At 72.2% G+C, this 15439-nt stretch carries 15 protein-coding genes; 5 read left to right on the forward strand and 10 right to left on the reverse strand.

Going from position 1 to position 15439, the window contains the following annotated elements:
- Positions 1–97: 97 nt before the first annotated feature.
- Entirely contained in the window at positions 98–1069 is a 972-nt protein-coding gene (gene sigB, locus ACGFJ7_RS01435) for an RNA polymerase sigma factor SigB (protein WP_360241614.1), read from the reverse strand.
- 245 nt (positions 1070–1314) lie between these two features.
- On the opposite strand from sigB, the gene ACGFJ7_RS01440 reads away from it, so the two are divergent.
- Positions 1315–2103, forward strand: a complete 789-nt coding sequence (locus ACGFJ7_RS01440; protein ID WP_360241617.1) for a sporulation protein — start codon at positions 1315–1317, stop codon at positions 2101–2103.
- Here ACGFJ7_RS01440 and dtd read toward each other — a convergent pair.
- From dtd to ACGFJ7_RS01470, 6 genes are all read right to left on the reverse strand, one after another.
- Entirely contained in the window at positions 2100–2522 is a 423-nt protein-coding gene (gene dtd / locus ACGFJ7_RS01445; protein WP_392640148.1) for a D-aminoacyl-tRNA deacylase, read from the reverse strand. The two genes, ACGFJ7_RS01440 and dtd, sit on opposite strands and share 4 nt — an antisense overlap.
- Positions 2523–3200, reverse strand: coding sequence for a phosphotransferase (locus ACGFJ7_RS01450; protein ID WP_392640151.1), 678 nt, complete (start codon positions 3198–3200; stop codon positions 2523–2525).
- Positions 3201–3239: 39 nt separating this feature from the next.
- Positions 3240–3590 carry a hypothetical protein gene (locus ACGFJ7_RS01455; protein WP_360241626.1) on the reverse strand — a complete coding sequence of 117 codons (351 nt, stop codon included), beginning with the start codon at positions 3588–3590 and terminating at the stop codon, positions 3240–3242.
- A gap of 580 nt (positions 3591–4170) precedes the next feature.
- On the reverse strand, positions 4171–4719 hold the full coding sequence (locus ACGFJ7_RS01460) for a macro domain-containing protein (protein WP_392640153.1): 549 nt from the start codon (positions 4717–4719) through the stop codon (positions 4171–4173).
- Positions 4720–5102: 383 nt separating this feature from the next.
- Positions 5103–7649 carry a GNAT family N-acetyltransferase gene (locus tag ACGFJ7_RS01465; RefSeq protein WP_360241629.1) on the reverse strand — a complete coding sequence of 849 codons (2547 nt, stop codon included), beginning with the start codon at positions 7647–7649 and terminating at the stop codon, positions 5103–5105.
- 9 nt (positions 7650–7658) lie between these two features.
- Positions 7659–8843: an acetoin utilization protein AcuC gene (locus ACGFJ7_RS01470; protein WP_392640156.1), complete on the reverse strand. Its 1185-nt coding sequence runs from the start codon at positions 8841–8843 to the stop codon at positions 7659–7661.
- A 217-nt stretch (positions 8844–9060) separates the two neighbouring features.
- On the opposite strand from ACGFJ7_RS01470, the gene ACGFJ7_RS01475 reads away from it, so the two are divergent.
- The gene (locus ACGFJ7_RS01475; protein ID WP_360241632.1) at positions 9061–9783 is read left to right on the forward strand and encodes a metal-dependent transcriptional regulator; all 723 of its coding nucleotides are present in this window, start codon (positions 9061–9063) and stop codon (positions 9781–9783) included.
- Position 9784: 1 nt separating this feature from the next.
- On the opposite strand, the gene ACGFJ7_RS01480 is transcribed toward ACGFJ7_RS01475, so the two are convergent.
- Positions 9785–10345: a hypothetical protein gene (locus tag ACGFJ7_RS01480; protein ID WP_392640159.1), complete on the reverse strand. Its 561-nt coding sequence runs from the start codon at positions 10343–10345 to the stop codon at positions 9785–9787.
- 94 nt (positions 10346–10439) lie between these two features.
- Here ACGFJ7_RS01480 and ACGFJ7_RS01485 point away from each other — a divergent pair, with 94 nt between their 5' ends.
- Positions 10440–10946: a hypothetical protein gene (locus ACGFJ7_RS01485; protein ID WP_360241638.1), complete on the forward strand. Its 507-nt coding sequence runs from the start codon at positions 10440–10442 to the stop codon at positions 10944–10946.
- Positions 10939–11838, forward strand: a complete 900-nt coding sequence (locus tag ACGFJ7_RS01490) for an alpha/beta hydrolase (protein WP_360241641.1) — start codon at positions 10939–10941, stop codon at positions 11836–11838. The genes ACGFJ7_RS01485 and ACGFJ7_RS01490 overlap by 8 nt, the downstream gene beginning before the upstream one ends.
- Here the strand turns inward: ACGFJ7_RS01490 and ACGFJ7_RS01495 are convergent.
- A complete protein-coding gene (locus tag ACGFJ7_RS01495) occupies positions 11813–12223 on the reverse strand; it encodes an SRPBCC family protein (RefSeq protein WP_360241644.1) in 411 nt (136 codons plus the stop codon). The two genes, ACGFJ7_RS01490 and ACGFJ7_RS01495, sit on opposite strands and share 26 nt — an antisense overlap.
- A gap of 35 nt (positions 12224–12258) precedes the next feature.
- On the opposite strand from ACGFJ7_RS01495, the gene ACGFJ7_RS01500 reads away from it, so the two are divergent.
- A complete protein-coding gene (locus tag ACGFJ7_RS01500) occupies positions 12259–13488 on the forward strand; it encodes a WD40/YVTN/BNR-like repeat-containing protein (RefSeq protein ID WP_392640164.1) in 1230 nt (409 codons plus the stop codon).
- A 681-nt stretch (positions 13489–14169) separates the two neighbouring features.
- On the opposite strand, the gene ACGFJ7_RS01505 is transcribed toward ACGFJ7_RS01500, so the two are convergent.
- Positions 14170–15354, reverse strand: a complete 1185-nt coding sequence (locus tag ACGFJ7_RS01505) for an MFS transporter (protein ID WP_392640167.1) — start codon at positions 15352–15354, stop codon at positions 14170–14172.
- Between the last annotated feature and the right edge of the window lie 85 nt (positions 15355–15439).

Here is a 15439-nt window from a genome sequence, read left to right on the forward strand (position 1 = left end):
TCTCAGCTGGCGTAAGCCTTCTCAGCTGGCGTAAGCCTTCTCAGCTGGCGTAAGCCTTCTCAGCTGGCGTAAGCCTTCTCAGCTGGCGTAAGCCTTCTCAGCTGGCGTAAGCCTCGAGGCGGGAAGCGCGCTCGGGGTCGCGGAGCTTGAGCATCGTGACCTTCTCGATCTGGCGGATGCGCTCGCGGCTCAGGCCGAACTCGCGGCCGACCTCGTCGAGAGTGCGCTGACGGCCGTCGTCGAGGCCGAAGCGCAGCCGGATCACGGCCGACTCGCGCTCGGAGAGCGTGGCCAGCACGATCTCGACCTCGCTGCGCAGCTCGCCCTGGCCGTGGCCGACGCCCGGCTGGTGCTCGACGGCGGCGACGAAGTCACCCAGGGCGCTCTCGCCGTCCTCACCGACGGCCTGGTCGAGGCTGACCGGCTCGCGGTCGTACGAGATGAGCTCGATGACCTGGAACTCCTCGACGCCCATGGCCTTGGCGATCTCGGCGATGCTGGGCTCGCGGCCCAGTGTGGCGGCCAGGTCGCGACGGCTGCGGACCATGCGGTTGACCTGCTCGACCATGTGCACCGGGATACGGATGGTGCGGGCCTGGTCGGCCATCGCGCGGGTGATCGCCTGGCGGATCCACCACGTCGCGTACGTGGAGAACTTGTAGCCCTTGGTGTAGTCGAACTTCTCGACCGCGCGGATCAGCCCCAGGTTGCCCTCCTGGATCAGGTCGAGGAAGGCCATGCCCCGGCCGGTGTAGCGCTTCGCGATGCTGACCACCAGGCGGAGGTTGGCCTCGAGGAGGTGGTTCTTGGCCGCCTTGCCCTCGGCGATGATCACGCGCAGGAGGGGGGCCAGGTCGTCGGACGCCTCCGGCAGCTTCTCGTCGGCGTAGAGGCCGGCTTCGATCCGCTTGGAGAGCTCGACCTCCTCGACGGCGGTGAGCAGGCGGGTCCGGCCGATGCCGTTCAGGTAGGCCCGGACCAGGTCCGCGGAAACGCCACGCTCGTCGGTAGCGTCCAGGTCGGTGAGGAGCTCGACACCGTCCGTCATGCTGTTGTCGGTCGCCTTCATCTGCAGGACCACCTTTCAGTCCCCTCCCCGCTGATAAACCGTCTCGAGCTGTCCAGTCACTTGCGTGCCGGTGATCGATAGCTTGGCCCGGGACGCGTTAAGCCGAGGTGAGGCAAGCGTCCAGGTGGCATGAATCAGGGAGAACCCTGACGTCGCCAAGCCGACAAGTGTCCGAAATGCCGCTACCGGTCGGTTGCTGTGCGTCGATACTGTTCCCCACACGCCCGCGAGGAGGAGATGGTTCAGTGGTCTTCAAAAAGATGTTGCAGGCCTTCGGGGTCGGCGGCCCGTCAGTCGAGACGGTGCTGGTCAACCCCAACTGCCGGCCGGGCGGATTCCTCGAGGGCCAGGTGCACGTCGTCGGCGGCGACCACGCCGTCGACGTCGAATATCTCGCGGTCGGCCTGGTCACGCGGGTCGAGGTGGAAAGCGGTGACAGTGAGTACAACACCGATCAGGAGTTCCACCGCCAGCGGCTGACCGGCTCGTTCCGTCTCGAGCCGGGCGCGAAATACGACGTACCCTTCCGATTCGACGTGCCGTGGGAAACTCCGATCACCGAGGTGTACGGGCAACATCTGCACGGCATGACGATGGGCCTGGCCACCGAGCTCGAGGTGGCGCGGGCCGTGGACAAGTCCGACCTGGACGCGGTCGCGGTGCACCCGCTGCCGGCGCAGGAACGGCTCCTCGACGCGCTGCTGCGGCTGGGCTTCCGGTTCAGCCGGGCCGACGTGGAGCGCGGCCGGGTGTACGGGGCGCAGCAGAGCCTGCCGTTCTACCAGGAGATCGAGTTCTACCCGCCGTCGGCGTACGCGAGCGGCATCAACCAGCTCGAGCTGACGTTCATCCCGACGCCGCACAAGCTCCAGGTGATCCTCGAGATCGACAAGCGGGGCGGCCTGTTCACCGAGGGGCACGACGCGTTCGGGCGCTTCGACGTGGACTACGCGACAGTCGACCACACCGACTGGGGCGCCCAGCTCGACAACTGGCTGCGGCAGTCGGCGCAGCGGCGTGGACTGTTCTTCTAGATCTCCAGCCAGATCGAGCGTGGCCCCACGTTGACGCTCTCGACGAGCATGTGCGCCCGGAAGCGGCCGGTCTCGACCGTCGCTCCCCGGGCGCGCAGCGCTTCGACGTACGCGGTGACGAGCGGTTCGGCCTTCTCCGCCGGCGCCGCCGCGCTCCACGTGGGCCGGCGGCCCTTCCGGGCGTCCCCGTAGAGAGTGAACTGGCTGACCACGAGGATCGGCGCGGTCAGGTCGGAGGCGCTCTTCCCGTCGTCCAAAATGCGCATTTCGTAGGTCTTACGGGCCAGCTGCTCGGCTTTCTCCGGCGTGTCGTCGTGAGTGACACCGACGAGCACCAGCAACCCGTCCTCGATCTTGCCGACCACCTCGTCGTCGACGGTGACACTGGCCCGGCTCACGGTCTGCACAAGAGCCCGCATCTACTTCACTCCTCGCACTCGGGCGGCGGCCACCGACAGTTGCTCGATCTCCTCGGGCGACATGGTCGGCTGCCCGCGCCGGAACTCGACGGCCTCCGGCAGCAGACGAACCGGATCGCCCGGGACGCGGGCCAGGAAAAGGTCGAGCAGTTCGCCGGCCCGCCCGCCCAGCTCGTGATCGATCGAGCCGACGGCGACCTGCGCGAGAATCAGCGCGGCAAGGGCGGTGTCCAGATCGGCCGGGCCGTCGCCGGCGTTGCGCCAGTCGATGAGGACAGGCCCGCGCTGGCTGAGCACCACATTCTCCGGGTGCAGATCGAGGTGGACGATCGTGTCAGCGTCACCCATCGGCGGCAGCTCGTGCAGCCGCCGCAGCAGATCGGCCAGAATCGTGGCGCCGCGGTCGAGGGTGACATCGCCGGCCATCAAAGCCTGGGCGAGGGTGGGCCCGTCAAGCCGCTCCATGACCAGGTCGGTGCCGCGGGCGGCGAAAACCCGGGGAACGGGAAAACCTTGGTTCCCGGCGTACGCCATGACGGCCGCCTCCGGCTCGGCATCGGCCCCGTTCCGGTAACGCCGGAGGACCCGGCCGTCACCGAGCGCGTACACGTCCGCCTCACGCCCGAAGGCGAACGGCAGCCCGACAGCATCCGGCCCCGCCATGTCCCGTCCCGTCACGCGTGTGACCGTAGCGGAACCGGCGGGGCCGGCGGGCCGTCAGTCGACGGCGTTGCTGCTGGCGTCGCTCGTGTAGCCGTCGACCGGGGTCTCCATGGCGCCCGTGGTGGCGTCGCCGGTCGTCGTGTTGGCCACGCCCGGCCCCGAACGCGGACGGGTGCGGAAGCTGTTCGGCCCCGCGGTCCCGCCGGTGGTGGTCATGACACCGTGCTCGGGGTGCGGCCCGCCGTCCTGGAGCTGGTCGGTGTCGGTACCGGCCGCCAGCGTGCTGGACAGACCGGCGTCGTCGTCACCCTTCTCGGGACGATACGTGCTGGGCTCGTCGAAGATTCCGGGGCCGTAGTCGCCCCCGGCGATCTCCCGCTCGATGCTCTCCTGCGAGTCGCTCATCTCGTTCTTCCTTCTTCAGGGTCCGGCCGCTGCATCGTGCCCGAGCAGCCGAGACGTAAACCCTCGCTGTGGCCGCCATCATGCGCCGACCCACCCGTCCCCCGCATGAGCCGGATGACTGCTGAAACCCGCCCGCCCGCTCATTCACCCGCCCACGCGCTCGGTCGCTGGCCCGCCCGCTCGCCCGCCCACCCGGTCGCCCGGTCGGCCGCCCACCCCGCCCGGTCGGTCGCTCGGCCGCCCGCCCGGTCGGTCGCTCGGCCGCCCGCCCGGTCGCTCGGCCGCCCGCCCGGTCGGTCGCTCGGCCGCCCGCCCGGTCGCTCGGCCGCCCGCCCGGTCGGTCGCTCGGCCGCCCGCCCGGTCGGTCGCTCGGCCGCCCGCCCGGTGGCCGGCCACCATGGCGGGCGACGGCGCCAGTACGCACTCACCACTCGGCGGCAGTACCCATCCTTCCGGCGCGGCCGGGTCATGACCGGCTGTCGCGGCGATCGGCCCGCGACTTCGCTCGCGGCCACGCGCAGCCACCATCGCTCCTACTGACGTCCAGGCCAACCACAGCGCCGCGCCCCGCCCGACAGCGTCATGACTGCGGGGCGAAGACCAAGGCGCGGACCTGGGGAATTCGGGCGCATGCCCGCTCGATCAGGGGGCGGACGTCGGTCCAGGCGAGACCTCCGGCGCCGCAGCCCAGGGCGGGGAGAGCGATCGAGGTGGTGCCCCGCTCGCGGACCAGCGACACGAGCGAATCGAGGCCGGTCTCGATGTCGCCAAGGCGTGATTTGTCGCGCCAATGGCGTTTTGTCGGGAAGTTGACGATGCTTCGCCCGCCCTCTTCGAAAACCCACATCTCGCCGACGCGCACCTCGGCGCGGGAGCAGGCCGCTCGGTAGGCCCGGCAGTTCGCCGGGAAGGTCCGTTTGAACTGGAGCGCGATCCCCTTGCCCATGACGCCGGCCGTGTTGACCGCGTTGACCAGCGCTTCGGCGTCGGCCGTCAGGAGATCCCCTCGTCCTGCTTCGATCATCGCTTGCCCGTCCCCTCGTGACTGCCGAGCGCAGCGACCGTATCGCCGGGGTACGACATTTTCGCCGGGAAGCCCCAGCCGACCATGGCCGACCGGATGACGCACTCAAGGATCCGTCGCGCCGCCGGCATCGATGAAGGCGGCAGCGGGCGGCCGGCAGGGAGCAGGGGCGGAGGTGGCGGGCGACGGCAGCGGTAGCCGACGCGGCGGTGGCGGGCGGTGGCAGCGGCGGGCGGCGCGGCAGCGGGCGGCGGCGGGCGGCGCGCGGCAGCGGGCGGCGGCGGGCGGCGCGCGACAGCGGGCGGCGGACAGCGGGCGGCGGCAGCGGTAGCCGCAGCAGGCGGCAGAGGCGGCGGGCGGTGGCGCCGTTCCCAGGGCGACGCACGGGATACCGGCTCACCGGCGGCGCTCTCTGAAGGGCGCGCGGGAGGGCAGTGCGCTGGGGAAGGCGGCCGTTGGACGATGCGGGCGGGGAGGTCGCGTGGGCGTCACGGGGTGCGTAGGCGGCGGGGGCCGGTGTCGGGGCGGCGGGCCGGGTCTCCTATTTCAGTGGCGGCGTGCAGGACCGAGAAGCCGTCGGGGCGGGCCAGGACCGGGTTCAGGGAGAGGCTTCGCAGGCGGGGGTGGTCGTCGGCCAGGCGGCCCACGCGGAGCAGGAGGTCGATCAGGGCGGCCCGGTCGACCGGCGCCGAGCCCCGGTAGCCGTGCAGCAGGGGGGCGGCTCGGGGCTCGTCCACCAGGGCCTCGGCCGCGCGGTCGGTCAGGGGGGCCGCGCGCCAGGCCAGGTCGCCCAGGAGTTCGCTGGCCACGCCGCCCAGGCCGAAGCCGACCACGGGGCCGAAGGCCGGGTCCTCCATCACCTCGATGCGGCATGCCACGCCGGGGGCGACCATCGTCTGGACGAGCACGTCGGGGCCGAAGGCCGCGGCCAGCTCGGCCCAGGCGGCGCGGACGTCCTCCTCGTCGGCCAGGGCCAGGCGGACCGCGCCCAGGTCGATGCGGTGGCGCAGGGCGCCGCCGGCCGCTTTCAGGGCGATCGGGTAGCCGAGAGCGGCGGCCGCGGCGACCGCCTCGTCGGCCGTGGACGCCAGGGTGGAGGGGACGACCTTTATCCCGTACGCCGCAAGCAGGTCTGAAGGGGGTCCTTCGAGCTCGGCTGCCTCGGGGGCGATGTCGGGCAGCGCCGGCAGCACGCCGGGTGGGCGGCGGAGCCAGTCGGCGTAGTAGGCGACCCGGGCCAGGGCCCGCACCGCCTCCTCGACCGACGGGTAGGACGGCACCCTCGTCGACAGGTCCTCGAGCAGGAACGTCGCGACAGTGGGTTTCTCGCCGGCCAGAGCGACGCTGGCCAGGGCCGCGGCGAAGTCGGCGTCCTCGTCGGCCAGCTGGCCGGGCAGTGGCGGGGCGAAGACCACGACCAGGGCGTCGGCGCGGTCGTCGACGGCCGCGTCGGCCAGGGCGTCGGCGAAGTCGTGGGCGCTGGCCATCGGGCTGATGTTCACCGGGTAGCCCTCGGCCACGGTGAGGCCGTCGGCGCGGCAGGCGGACACGGCCAGCTCGGAGAGGGCCGAGGAGTTGCCGACCACGGCCACCCGGCGGCCACCGGGCAGGGGCTGGTGGGCCAGGAGCAGGCCGACGTCGAAGAGTTCGCGCACGGTGTCGACGCGGATGACCCCGGAGCGGGCGAAAAGGGCGGTCACCGCGTACGGGTCGGGGCCGGGGCCGTCGCCGGCGAGTCCGGCCGGGCGGGTGGCCGAGGCGACCGCCACCACCGGTTTGACGCGGCTCATCCGGCGGGCCAGGCGGGCGAACTTGCGCGGGTTGCCGAACGTCTCGAGGTAGAGCAGGACGACGTCGGTGCCGGGGTCGTCCTGCCAGTACTGGAGCAGGTCGTTGCCGGAGACGTCGGCCCGGTTGCCGGCCGAGACGAAGCTGGACAGGCCCAGGCCGCGGCGGTCGGCCTCGGCCAGCAAGGCGACGCCGAGCGCTCCACTCTGGCTGAAGAAGCCGACCCGGCCGGCGGCCGGGAGCCGCGGCGCGAGGGTGGCGTTCAGGCGTACCTGGAAATCGGTGTTCGCCACGCCCATGCTGTTGGGGCCGACGACGCGCAGGCCGGCGTCGTGCGCGCGCTGGATCAGCTCGCGCTGGGCGGCCGCGCCCTCGGCGCCGGTCTCGGCGAAGCCGGCCGAGACCACCACCAGGCCGCCCGCACCGCTGGCGGCGGCGTCGGCCATGGCATCGGCGACTCCCTCGGGTGGCACGGCGATGAGCGCCAGGTCGACCGTGGCGCCGGCGTCGGCCGCGGACCGGTACGCCCGGAGGCCGGCCACCCGCTCGGCGCTGCGGTGCACCGGGACGATCGTGCCGGTGTAGCCGCCGTCGCGCAGATGACCGAGCATCGCGGCGCCGATGCCCTGGCCGCTCGCGCTGGCGCCGTAGACGGCCACCGCGCGCGGGGCCAGCAGCCGGGCGATCGAGCGGGCCTCGGTGAGCTGTTCGCGGGACTCCTGCACCTCACGCGATTTCTCGGTCGGCGCGATCGGGAAGCTCAGGTGGACCACGCCGTCCGCGTACTTACGCTGGACCTGATAGCCGAAGTCGCCGAACACCCGCAGCATGCCGGAGTTCTCCGGCAGAACCTCGGCCACGAACCGGGTGATGCCGTTGGCCCGCGCGGCCTCGGCCAGGTATTCCAGCAGGACGGATCCGATGCCGCGGCCCTGATGGGCGTCCTCGACGACGAACGCGACCTCGGCGTCGGGTGCGCCGGGCCCGAGGCGCTCGTAGCGGCCGACCGCCATGATCCGCGGGCCGGTGACGATGACGAACGCCTCGCGGTCGCGATGGTCGACGTTCACGAAGCGCTCGAGGTCGCGCTCGGGGATGCGTGGGTAGGGCGAGAAGTAGCGCAGGTAACGGGTGCGGTCGCTCATCCGGGAGTGGAACTCCACGATGGCCGGGGCGTCGTCGGGCCGGATCTGTCGCAGGTGGACGGCCGTGCCGTCGGAGAGCAGGACGTCAGCGCTCTTGTCCACGCCGCCCCCTCAGTCCCGGGGGTCGTGCGGGTCGAGGCCGTGCAGCGGGAACACCTCGGTGCGGCTGGCCAGGACGGCCCGGTCGACGGCGTCGGGCGTGGTGCCCGGCTGCCAGCGCTCGACCGGGGGCTCGGTGCCGTCGGTCATCGACTCGGGGACCTCGGACCGGGGGCAACGCTCGGCGGCCAGCTTGCGCCAGGGGGCGGGAGTTCTGGTGTACGGGTCGAGGGGCTCACCGGTCGCGACGGCCAGCAGATGGGACCAGGCCCGGGGCACGACCTCGACCAGCGCGTATCCCCCGCCGCCCATGGCCACCCACCGGCCGTCGCACAGCTCGTCGGCCAGGTCGCGCATCGCCACGTACGCCGCGCGCTGGCCGTCGACCGAGAGCCGCAGGTCGGCCAGCGGGTCGAGCCGGTGGGCGTCGGCGCCGCACTGACTGAAGATGATCTCGGGGGCCCACGCGCGCAGGATCGACGGGACGATCGCGTGGAAGGCTTTCAGCCAGCCGCCGTCGCCCGTACCCGGCGGCAGCGGGATGTTGACCGCGGTGCCCTCGGCGCCGGGGCCGCCCGTCTCGTCGGCGAAGCCCGTGCCGGGGAAGAGGGTCAGCGGGGTCTCGTGCAGGCTGATGGTCAGGACCCGCGGGTCGTTGTAGAACGCGGCCTGGACGCCGTCGCCGTGATGGACGTCGACGTCCACGTAGGCCACTCGCTGGGCGCCCTGGTCGAGGAGTTTGGCGATGGCGACGGCCGGATCGTTGTAGACGCAGAAGCCGGACGCCCGGGCGGCCAGCGCGTGATGAAGGCCACCGGAGACGTTCACCGCCCGGGTCGCCTCGCCGTGCCAGACGGCCTCGGCCGCCGCGATGCTGGCGCCGCAGATGCGGGCGGAGGCCTCGTGCATGCCGTCGAAGACCGGGTTGTCGGGGGTGTTGAGCCCCCAGCCGGAGAAGAACGGGTCGAACGGGGCGGCGCGGACCGCGTCGAGGTAGTCGGCCCGGTGAATCCGGGTGAGCTCGGCCTCGGTGGCCGGGACCGGTGTGATCATCCGCACCCCGGGACGGTCGAGGACGCCCAGCTCGCGGGCGAGCGCCATGGTCAGCTCGACGCGCACGGGATTGAGCGGGTGATCACCCATGTCGTAGTCGAGGAGCGCTCGATCCCACACCACCGCGGTCGTCCGGTCCACCATGCCCGTCATGCTGCCACGCACCACCGACAACTTCCGGCTCGCGGCGGCGTCCCGCGGTGAACTGTCCCGGTCGGGTAGGGTCTATGCCCACCAGCTCGGGGCCGCTGTCAACCCCATGTAACGAGGTAATATCGCTGCTGGAGGGCCACACCGTGAATTATCTCGTCGACACCCGGGGCAGGCCGGCTGTTGGCCGTGAGCACTGGGGGGTCGAAGCATGAAGACGTCACTACACAAACACGACCTCGTCGACACAACCGAGATGTATTTGCGCACCATCCTCGAGCTCGAGGAGGAGGGTGTGCCGCCGCTGCGCGCGCGGATCGCCGAGCGGCTGCACCAGAGCGGCCCCACGGTGAGCCAGACGGTCGCCCGGATGGAGCGCGACGGTCTGCTGACCGTCGAGAACGACCGTCACCTCGTGCTGACCGACGAGGGCCGGACCACCGCCGTCTCGGTCATGCGCAAGCACCGGCTGGCCGAGCTTCTGCTGGTCAACGTCATCGGCATGCCCTACGAGGAGGCCCACGAGGAGGCCTGCCGCTGGGAGCATGTGATGAGCGACTCGGTGGAGAAGAAGGTCTACGAGCTGCTCAACAAGCCGACCCGCTCGCCGTACGGCAATCCGATCCCCGGCCTGGAGGCGCTCGGCGTCCCCGACGAGGAGGACGAGGACCTGCTGGACAGCGCGGCCCAGGTCAGCGCGGGCGAGCGCAACCTGGCGTTCCCGGGCCTGACCGGCAGCGTCGTGGTGCAGCGCATCTGCGAGAGCGTGCAGACCAACTCCGACGTGCTGCGCCAGCTGCACGCGGCCGGCATCGACCCCGGTACGACGGTGACGGTGGCCCAGGAGCGCGACGGCGTGACCATCGATCGCTCCGGCGACAAGATCCGGCTGCCTCGCGAGGTGGCGTCACGCGTGTTCGTGGCGGCGCACTGAACTACCCGTTCGTCGTGTCCATCGCCTTGGCGTAGGTGAACAGATTCTTGTTCATCGCCGTCACGGCGGTGGGCTTCGCGTTTGCGGCGAAGGTGAAGCGGAGCGTCCGCATCTGCTTCGCCGCGCTGAGCCAGCCGATCTCGGTGGCCGGCCCGTGCCCGCCGCCCGCCGGCGTCTTGAGCAGATAGGCGGCCTGGCCCAGCCCTTTGAGCCGGGTGCCCTTGGCCGGCATGAGGTCGTCGAGGAACTGGTCGGCGGTGGCCGTGGTGCTCTTGACGACGGACAGGGTCAGGTCCGGGTACGCGGCGCCGACGGTCTGCACCACGCACGTCGACGTGGAATCGACCTGGTTGGCGGCGGCCACAGTGAACTGGACGCCGATCGCCTTCTTGATGGACGCGTAATCCCAGAGGGCGCAGGCTCCGCCGGCCGAGGCCGCGGGCAGCTGCTCGGCCTTCTCCACCGGGGGCGGCGCCGCGGGCTGCTCCGCGACGGGCTTGTCGTCGCAGGCCGCGAGCGCGAGCAACGTGACAGCGCCGAACACGACGGGACGCGAGCGCACGGGCGATCCTTCCGGTGAGATCCGGGCACACGGTACTGGCCCGCCTCGCGCAGCGAAAGGCCACCAAAGACACCCTTAATGTACGCAGGGTAACTTGACACCCGTCGTCAAGCGCCGGGAGGATGGCGCGGTGGGCGAGAACCAGCTGGTCGAGCAGATCGTGCGGCTGCTCGGCGTCCGCCTGCTCGACCCGCTCGAGGTGCTGCTCGAGGGCGACGACGCGGTCGAGGCGCTGCGGTCGCTCGTCCGGGCCCGGGCGCGCCGATGGGCCGCCACGCTCGACGGCGACGACGAGACGGCGGCTCTGATGATGGCGGCCCGCCTGATCGCCACGCTCCACCCGGCCGACACGCCGTTCGACCCGCCGGCCGAGTGGTGGGGCACCCCGCTGGGGCGGGCCGTGGCCCGGCGGGCCGGACACCCGGGCGCCGAGGCGGTGTCGTACGCCACGGCCGGCGCCATGCTCGGCATCACCCGGCAAGGGGTGCACGACCTGGTCAAACGGGGACGCCTTCCCCGCCATCCGAACGGCGGCGTGCCGTCGGCGGCCATCCGAGACCGGCTACGCGGCACCGAGCCGCGAGGAGGACACCATGATTAACGACCGCCTGATCGACGCCGGCGACCTGCCACTCGCGGTCCGCGACTTCGGTGGCGACCAGCCGCCGCTGCTGTTGCTGCACGGCGCCGGCGGCAACCTGGCCCAGATGACCACCCTGGCTCGCGCGCTGCGCCCGAACCACCGGGTGATCAGCGTCGACCTGCGCGGGCACGGCCGCTCCGGCGAGGGCACCTGGACCTGGGACGCGGCGCTGGGCGACCTGGCCGCGGTCTGCGTCCAGATGGAACTCGACCGGCCGGCCGTCGTCGGCCACTCGCTCGGCGGCATGCTGGCCGCGATGTGGGGCCAGCGGCACCCCGAGACGCCGGGTGTGGTCAGCCTCGACGGCAATCCGCCACCCACCCGTACCGAGCACCTGCCCGGAATGGAACCGCGGAAAGCCGCGGCCGAGTTGAAGCGGCTGCACGCCATCTTCGACCAGCTCGAGGCCCGGGCCGGTCAGGTGATCGAGGCCGACCAGCTGCCCGACATCGTCGAGTCGCAGCGCATGGCCGCCCGCGACATGGGCGCGAACGAGAAGGTGTGGATCGAGGGCTTCCGCCGCAACCTGGTCCACGAGAACGGCGAGACCTCGACGCGCCCGTCCGCCGCGGCCACCTCGCAGCTGCGCGAGCTGATGAACGAATTGGATCTGGGTCCGGTGTACGCGGGTACGACCTGCCCCGAACTGCTCGTGCTGCCGACGCGCGACCTGCCCGAGCAGGAGCCGTTCGCCGAGCTTTACGCGGCCCACCGGCGGTTCGTGGTGGAGCAGGCCCAGGCGGCCCGGCACCCCCGCTACATCTCGCTCGAGGACACCTCGCACGCGATGGTGATCGAGCAGCCGGCCGTGCTGGCCGGGCTGATCACCGATTTCCTGCGTACGGCGTGAGGCGGGCCAGACAGCTGGACCACCCCGCCTCGTACATCCGGGCGGTCTCCTCGTCGATCTCGGAGTGAACGACACGCACGTCGGTGCCCGCGCCGGCCGGGGTCAGCTCGATGGTGACCCGGCTGTCGCGGTCGTCGCCGGACCAGCGCCACGACTGCACGAGGCGCCGGGGCGGGTCGAGCTCGAGGTAACGCCCGGCGAAGCCCATGCCGTCGGCGTCGATGCCGAATCCGCCGCCCACCACAGGATCGGAGACGGCCCGCGGGCGCAGCCGGGCCGGCCAGTACCAGGCGGCGAGCTCGGCGGCGTCGGTCAGCGCGGTCCACACCCGCTCGGGCGGCGCGTCCACATGAGACGTGACGACAGCCTGCTTGTCATGGCTCATCACCCGACCCTAGGGCCTCGGGCATGATCGTGGGCATGACTCGTACTGTGCGCGCTCTGGTCGCCCTCGGCCTTCTGCTGACGACGGTCTCATGTGCCCGGTCGCGGCCGGCGGTGGGCAAAGACGCGGACCGTACGGGTCTGGGCACCGTGGCCGCCGCCGACCTGGGCTTCGAGCGTCACGCGGGCGCGGTGGAGTGGCCGGCCAGCTCGGACTGGGTGCCGCCGGGCAGCGGAGTGCGCGCGCTGATGCCGTTGAAGTCGTGCGTGCTGGCCCTCGGCGACTACCAGAACGGCTACCGCGCGGTGAACGCGAACTGGACGGGCACGCCGGCATGCGACCGGCTGCGCCTGGATCCGGCGCCCTCCGCCGCACGAGGCAGCGGCGAACTGCCCGACGGCTGGCCGGGCGGCGGGGTGAGCGCGGACGCGGCAGTCGCCGAACCGGGCGGCACGATTCTGGCCGCTTCCAGCAGCGGCCTGGCCCGCTACCGCAACGGCGAGCGGGAAGAGCTGGCCCGGGCCGACCTGTCCAAGCCCGGCTTCGAGGGGCAGGGGTCACGCAGCCGGGTCGGCGGCATGGTGCGTACGAGCAGCGGTCGGATCATCATCAACGCCGACCTGATCGACGCGGCCGGGCCGCCACCGGCGGTGCTGATCTCGAACGACAACGGCCGGTCGCTGCGCCGCGTGAACCTGCCGGCGCCGGGTGGCCCGCCCCGGGCGGTACGCCAGCTCCTGGCGGTCCTGGCCGCCGACGGCGACACGGTCGTGGCGATCGGGTACGGCTGGGAGAGGCCCGGCGCCTGGCGCTCCACGGACGGCGGCCGCACCTGGCGGGTGGCAACGGTCGACGGTCTGCCGGAACAGCTGATCCTGACCCGCATCGTCCACAGCGGAGGCCGGTGGACGGCGTTCGGCGGCGTGGACCGGACGGAAAAGGGTGAGCAGGACACGACGTACGTGCTGACCAGCACCGACGGGCTGCACTGGAAGCCGGGCCCGACGGCGGGCCTGAGCGTGGGACGGCTCACGGACGTCACGGTGGACAGATCGGGCACAATGGTGGCGACCGGCGTGATCGACGACTCCCGCCCGACTCCCGGCGACTACTGCGGCGTCGTCTGGCTGGGCGACGGCACCAGATGGCAGCGCGGCGAACTGGGTTGCGGCGACGCCCCACCCCAGGCGGTAACCACACTGCGCGACGGCCGCGTCCTCATAGCCGGCAACCGCGACTTGTGGCTACGCGCCGCCGCCCCCTGAGCCGAGCAGCATGCCTCACCCTTTCCCTTGACCCATCTCGCGCGAGCCGCCGGGATGCCACTGGAACGTTCCAGCTGTACCACTGCCCGGCACAAAGCGGGCGGATCGCATGGAACCTTCCAGCTCAGACCAGCGCCCGGCACAAGGCGGACGAAAGGTACGGCACCTCCCAGCTCGGGCCGCTCCCCGGCAGGAGGTGGGCGGCCAGCGCGGCACTCCCGCCTTGCCCCACTCGGCGCGGCGGTGCGGGCGGGCAGCGCGTTACCTCCCGCCTTGCGCCACCCGGCGCGGCGGTGCGGGCGGGCAGTGCGTTACCTCCCGCCTTGCGCCACCCGGCTTGGCGGTGCGGGCAGGCGGCGCTCCTCGCCTCGGGCCGCTCCCCGGCTCGAAGTGGCGCCAGCGCTTCGCGCCCGGGCCAACCCGGCCGGGCGGAGGGGCGCGGCGCTTCTCGCCTTGGTTACTCCGCAGGGGGCGCGGCGCTTCTCGTCTCGGTTACTCCGCGGGGCAGGGAGCACGCGGCGCTTCTCGCCTTGGTTACTCCGCAGGGGGCGCGGCGCTACTCGTCTCGATTACTCCGCAGGGCGGAGAGGGCGCGGCGCTTCTCGTCTTGGTTACTCCGCAGAGGGCGCGGCGCTTCTCGTCTTGGTTACTCCGCAGAGGGCGCGGCGCTTCTCGTCTTGGTTACTCTGCGGGGCGCAGGGGGCGGGCGGCGGATGAGGCGAACAGGCCGACGGCCAGGGCGGCGAAGACGCAGAGGATGGCCCGCAGTACGCCGATGTGGTCGGCCAGGAGGCCGATGAGGGGTGGGCCGGCCAGGAAAGCGCCGTACCCGATGGAGCCGGCCACCGAGACGCGGATGGCGGCGCGGGTGGGGTCGTCGGCGGCTGAGCTCATGCCGATCGGGAAGCCGAGGGAGGCGCCGGCGCCCCAGAGCAGGGCGCCGGCCATGGCTACCGGCACCGAGATCTGGGTGACGACCAGGAGCAGGCCCAGTGCGGCCGAGGCGGCGGTCGCCCGCAGGGTGACGACGCGGCCCCAGCGCTCTATCGCGTAGCCGCCGAAGAGGCGGCCGAGGGTCATCGCCGTGACGAAGCCGCCGAACGCGATGGCGCCGACGGTTTCGCTGGCGTGATAGCCGTCGACCAGGCCGATCGCCAGCCAGTCGTTCGCGGTGCCCTCGGTGAAGCCGAAGCCGAGCATGATGAGGCCGATCAGCACGGTACGGGGTTCGCGCCAGGCCTGCCGCACGCTCATCGCGGGCTTCTGGCCCGCGGGCAGCGGCTGGTGGGGCAGGAAACGGCGTACCGTCGGGGTCGTCACGCAAGCCGCAAGCGCCGCGGTGAGATAGAGCTGCGCCCAGATCGGCAGGCCGGAGGCCGCCGCGAGGGCGCTGACGCCGGCGCCGAGCACCGTGCCGAGGCTGAAACCGGCGTGGAAGCGCGGCATGAGGGTGCGACCGATCCGCCGCTCGACGTCGGCCGCCTCGACGTTCATGGCGACGTCCCAGGTGCTGTTGCCCAGGCCGGCCAGCACCAGCCCGAAGCCGGCCAGCGGCACCGAGCCGAGCAGCGTGCCGGTGGCGAGCCCGGTCAGGCCGAGGACCATCGACGTGCTGCCGATGAGGATGGCCCGGGCCGGGCCGACCCGTTGCACGAGCGGGCCGGCCAGCGGAATGGCCGAGATCGCGGCCGCCGAGAGACAGAGCAGGAGCAGCCCGAACCCGGCCGGTGAAAGGTCCAGGCCGTCGCGCACGGCAGGCGCCCGGGCGAGCCACCCGGCGTACGCGAGGCCGTTGGTGGCGAAGGTGAAGCCGACCGCGAACTTCGCTCGGTCGAGGCGCCGGCGTTCGAGGTCGATAGCGGTCACGCCCCGAACTTACACGTTAAAGGTCCGGCCCTGATCGGCTTCGGCGCGCTCCTGATCCTGGTCGCGACGGTCTACCTGAGGGCGA

The sequence above is a fragment of the Actinoplanes sp. NPDC048988 genome (assembly GCF_043197815.1).
Classification (GTDB): Bacteria; Actinomycetota; Actinomycetes; order Mycobacteriales; family Micromonosporaceae; genus Actinoplanes.

Bases quoted from the DNA above. Each gene is read 5' to 3' on its own strand.
- sigB (WP_360241614.1), bottom strand. From the start codon at position 1,069: ATGAAGGCGACCGACAACAGCATGACGGACGGTGTCGAGCTCCTCACC.
- ACGFJ7_RS01470 (WP_392640156.1), bottom strand. From the start codon at position 8,843: ATGGTGGACCGGACGACCGCGGTGGTGTGGGATCGAGCGCTCCTCGAC.
- ACGFJ7_RS01500 (WP_392640164.1), top strand. From the start codon at position 12,259: ATGACTCGTACTGTGCGCGCTCTGGTCGCCCTCGGCCTTCTGCTGACG.
- ACGFJ7_RS01455 (WP_360241626.1), bottom strand. From the start codon at position 3,590: ATGAGCGACTCGCAGGAGAGCATCGAGCGGGAGATCGCCGGGGGCGAC.
- ACGFJ7_RS01490 (WP_360241641.1), top strand. From the start codon at position 10,939: ATGATTAACGACCGCCTGATCGACGCCGGCGACCTGCCACTCGCGGTC.
- ACGFJ7_RS01475 (WP_360241632.1), top strand. From the start codon at position 9,061: ATGAAGACGTCACTACACAAACACGACCTCGTCGACACAACCGAGATG.
- ACGFJ7_RS01495 (WP_360241644.1), bottom strand. From the start codon at position 12,223: ATGAGCCATGACAAGCAGGCTGTCGTCACGTCTCATGTGGACGCGCCG.
- dtd (WP_392640148.1), bottom strand. From the start codon at position 2,522: ATGCGGGCTCTTGTGCAGACCGTGAGCCGGGCCAGTGTCACCGTCGAC.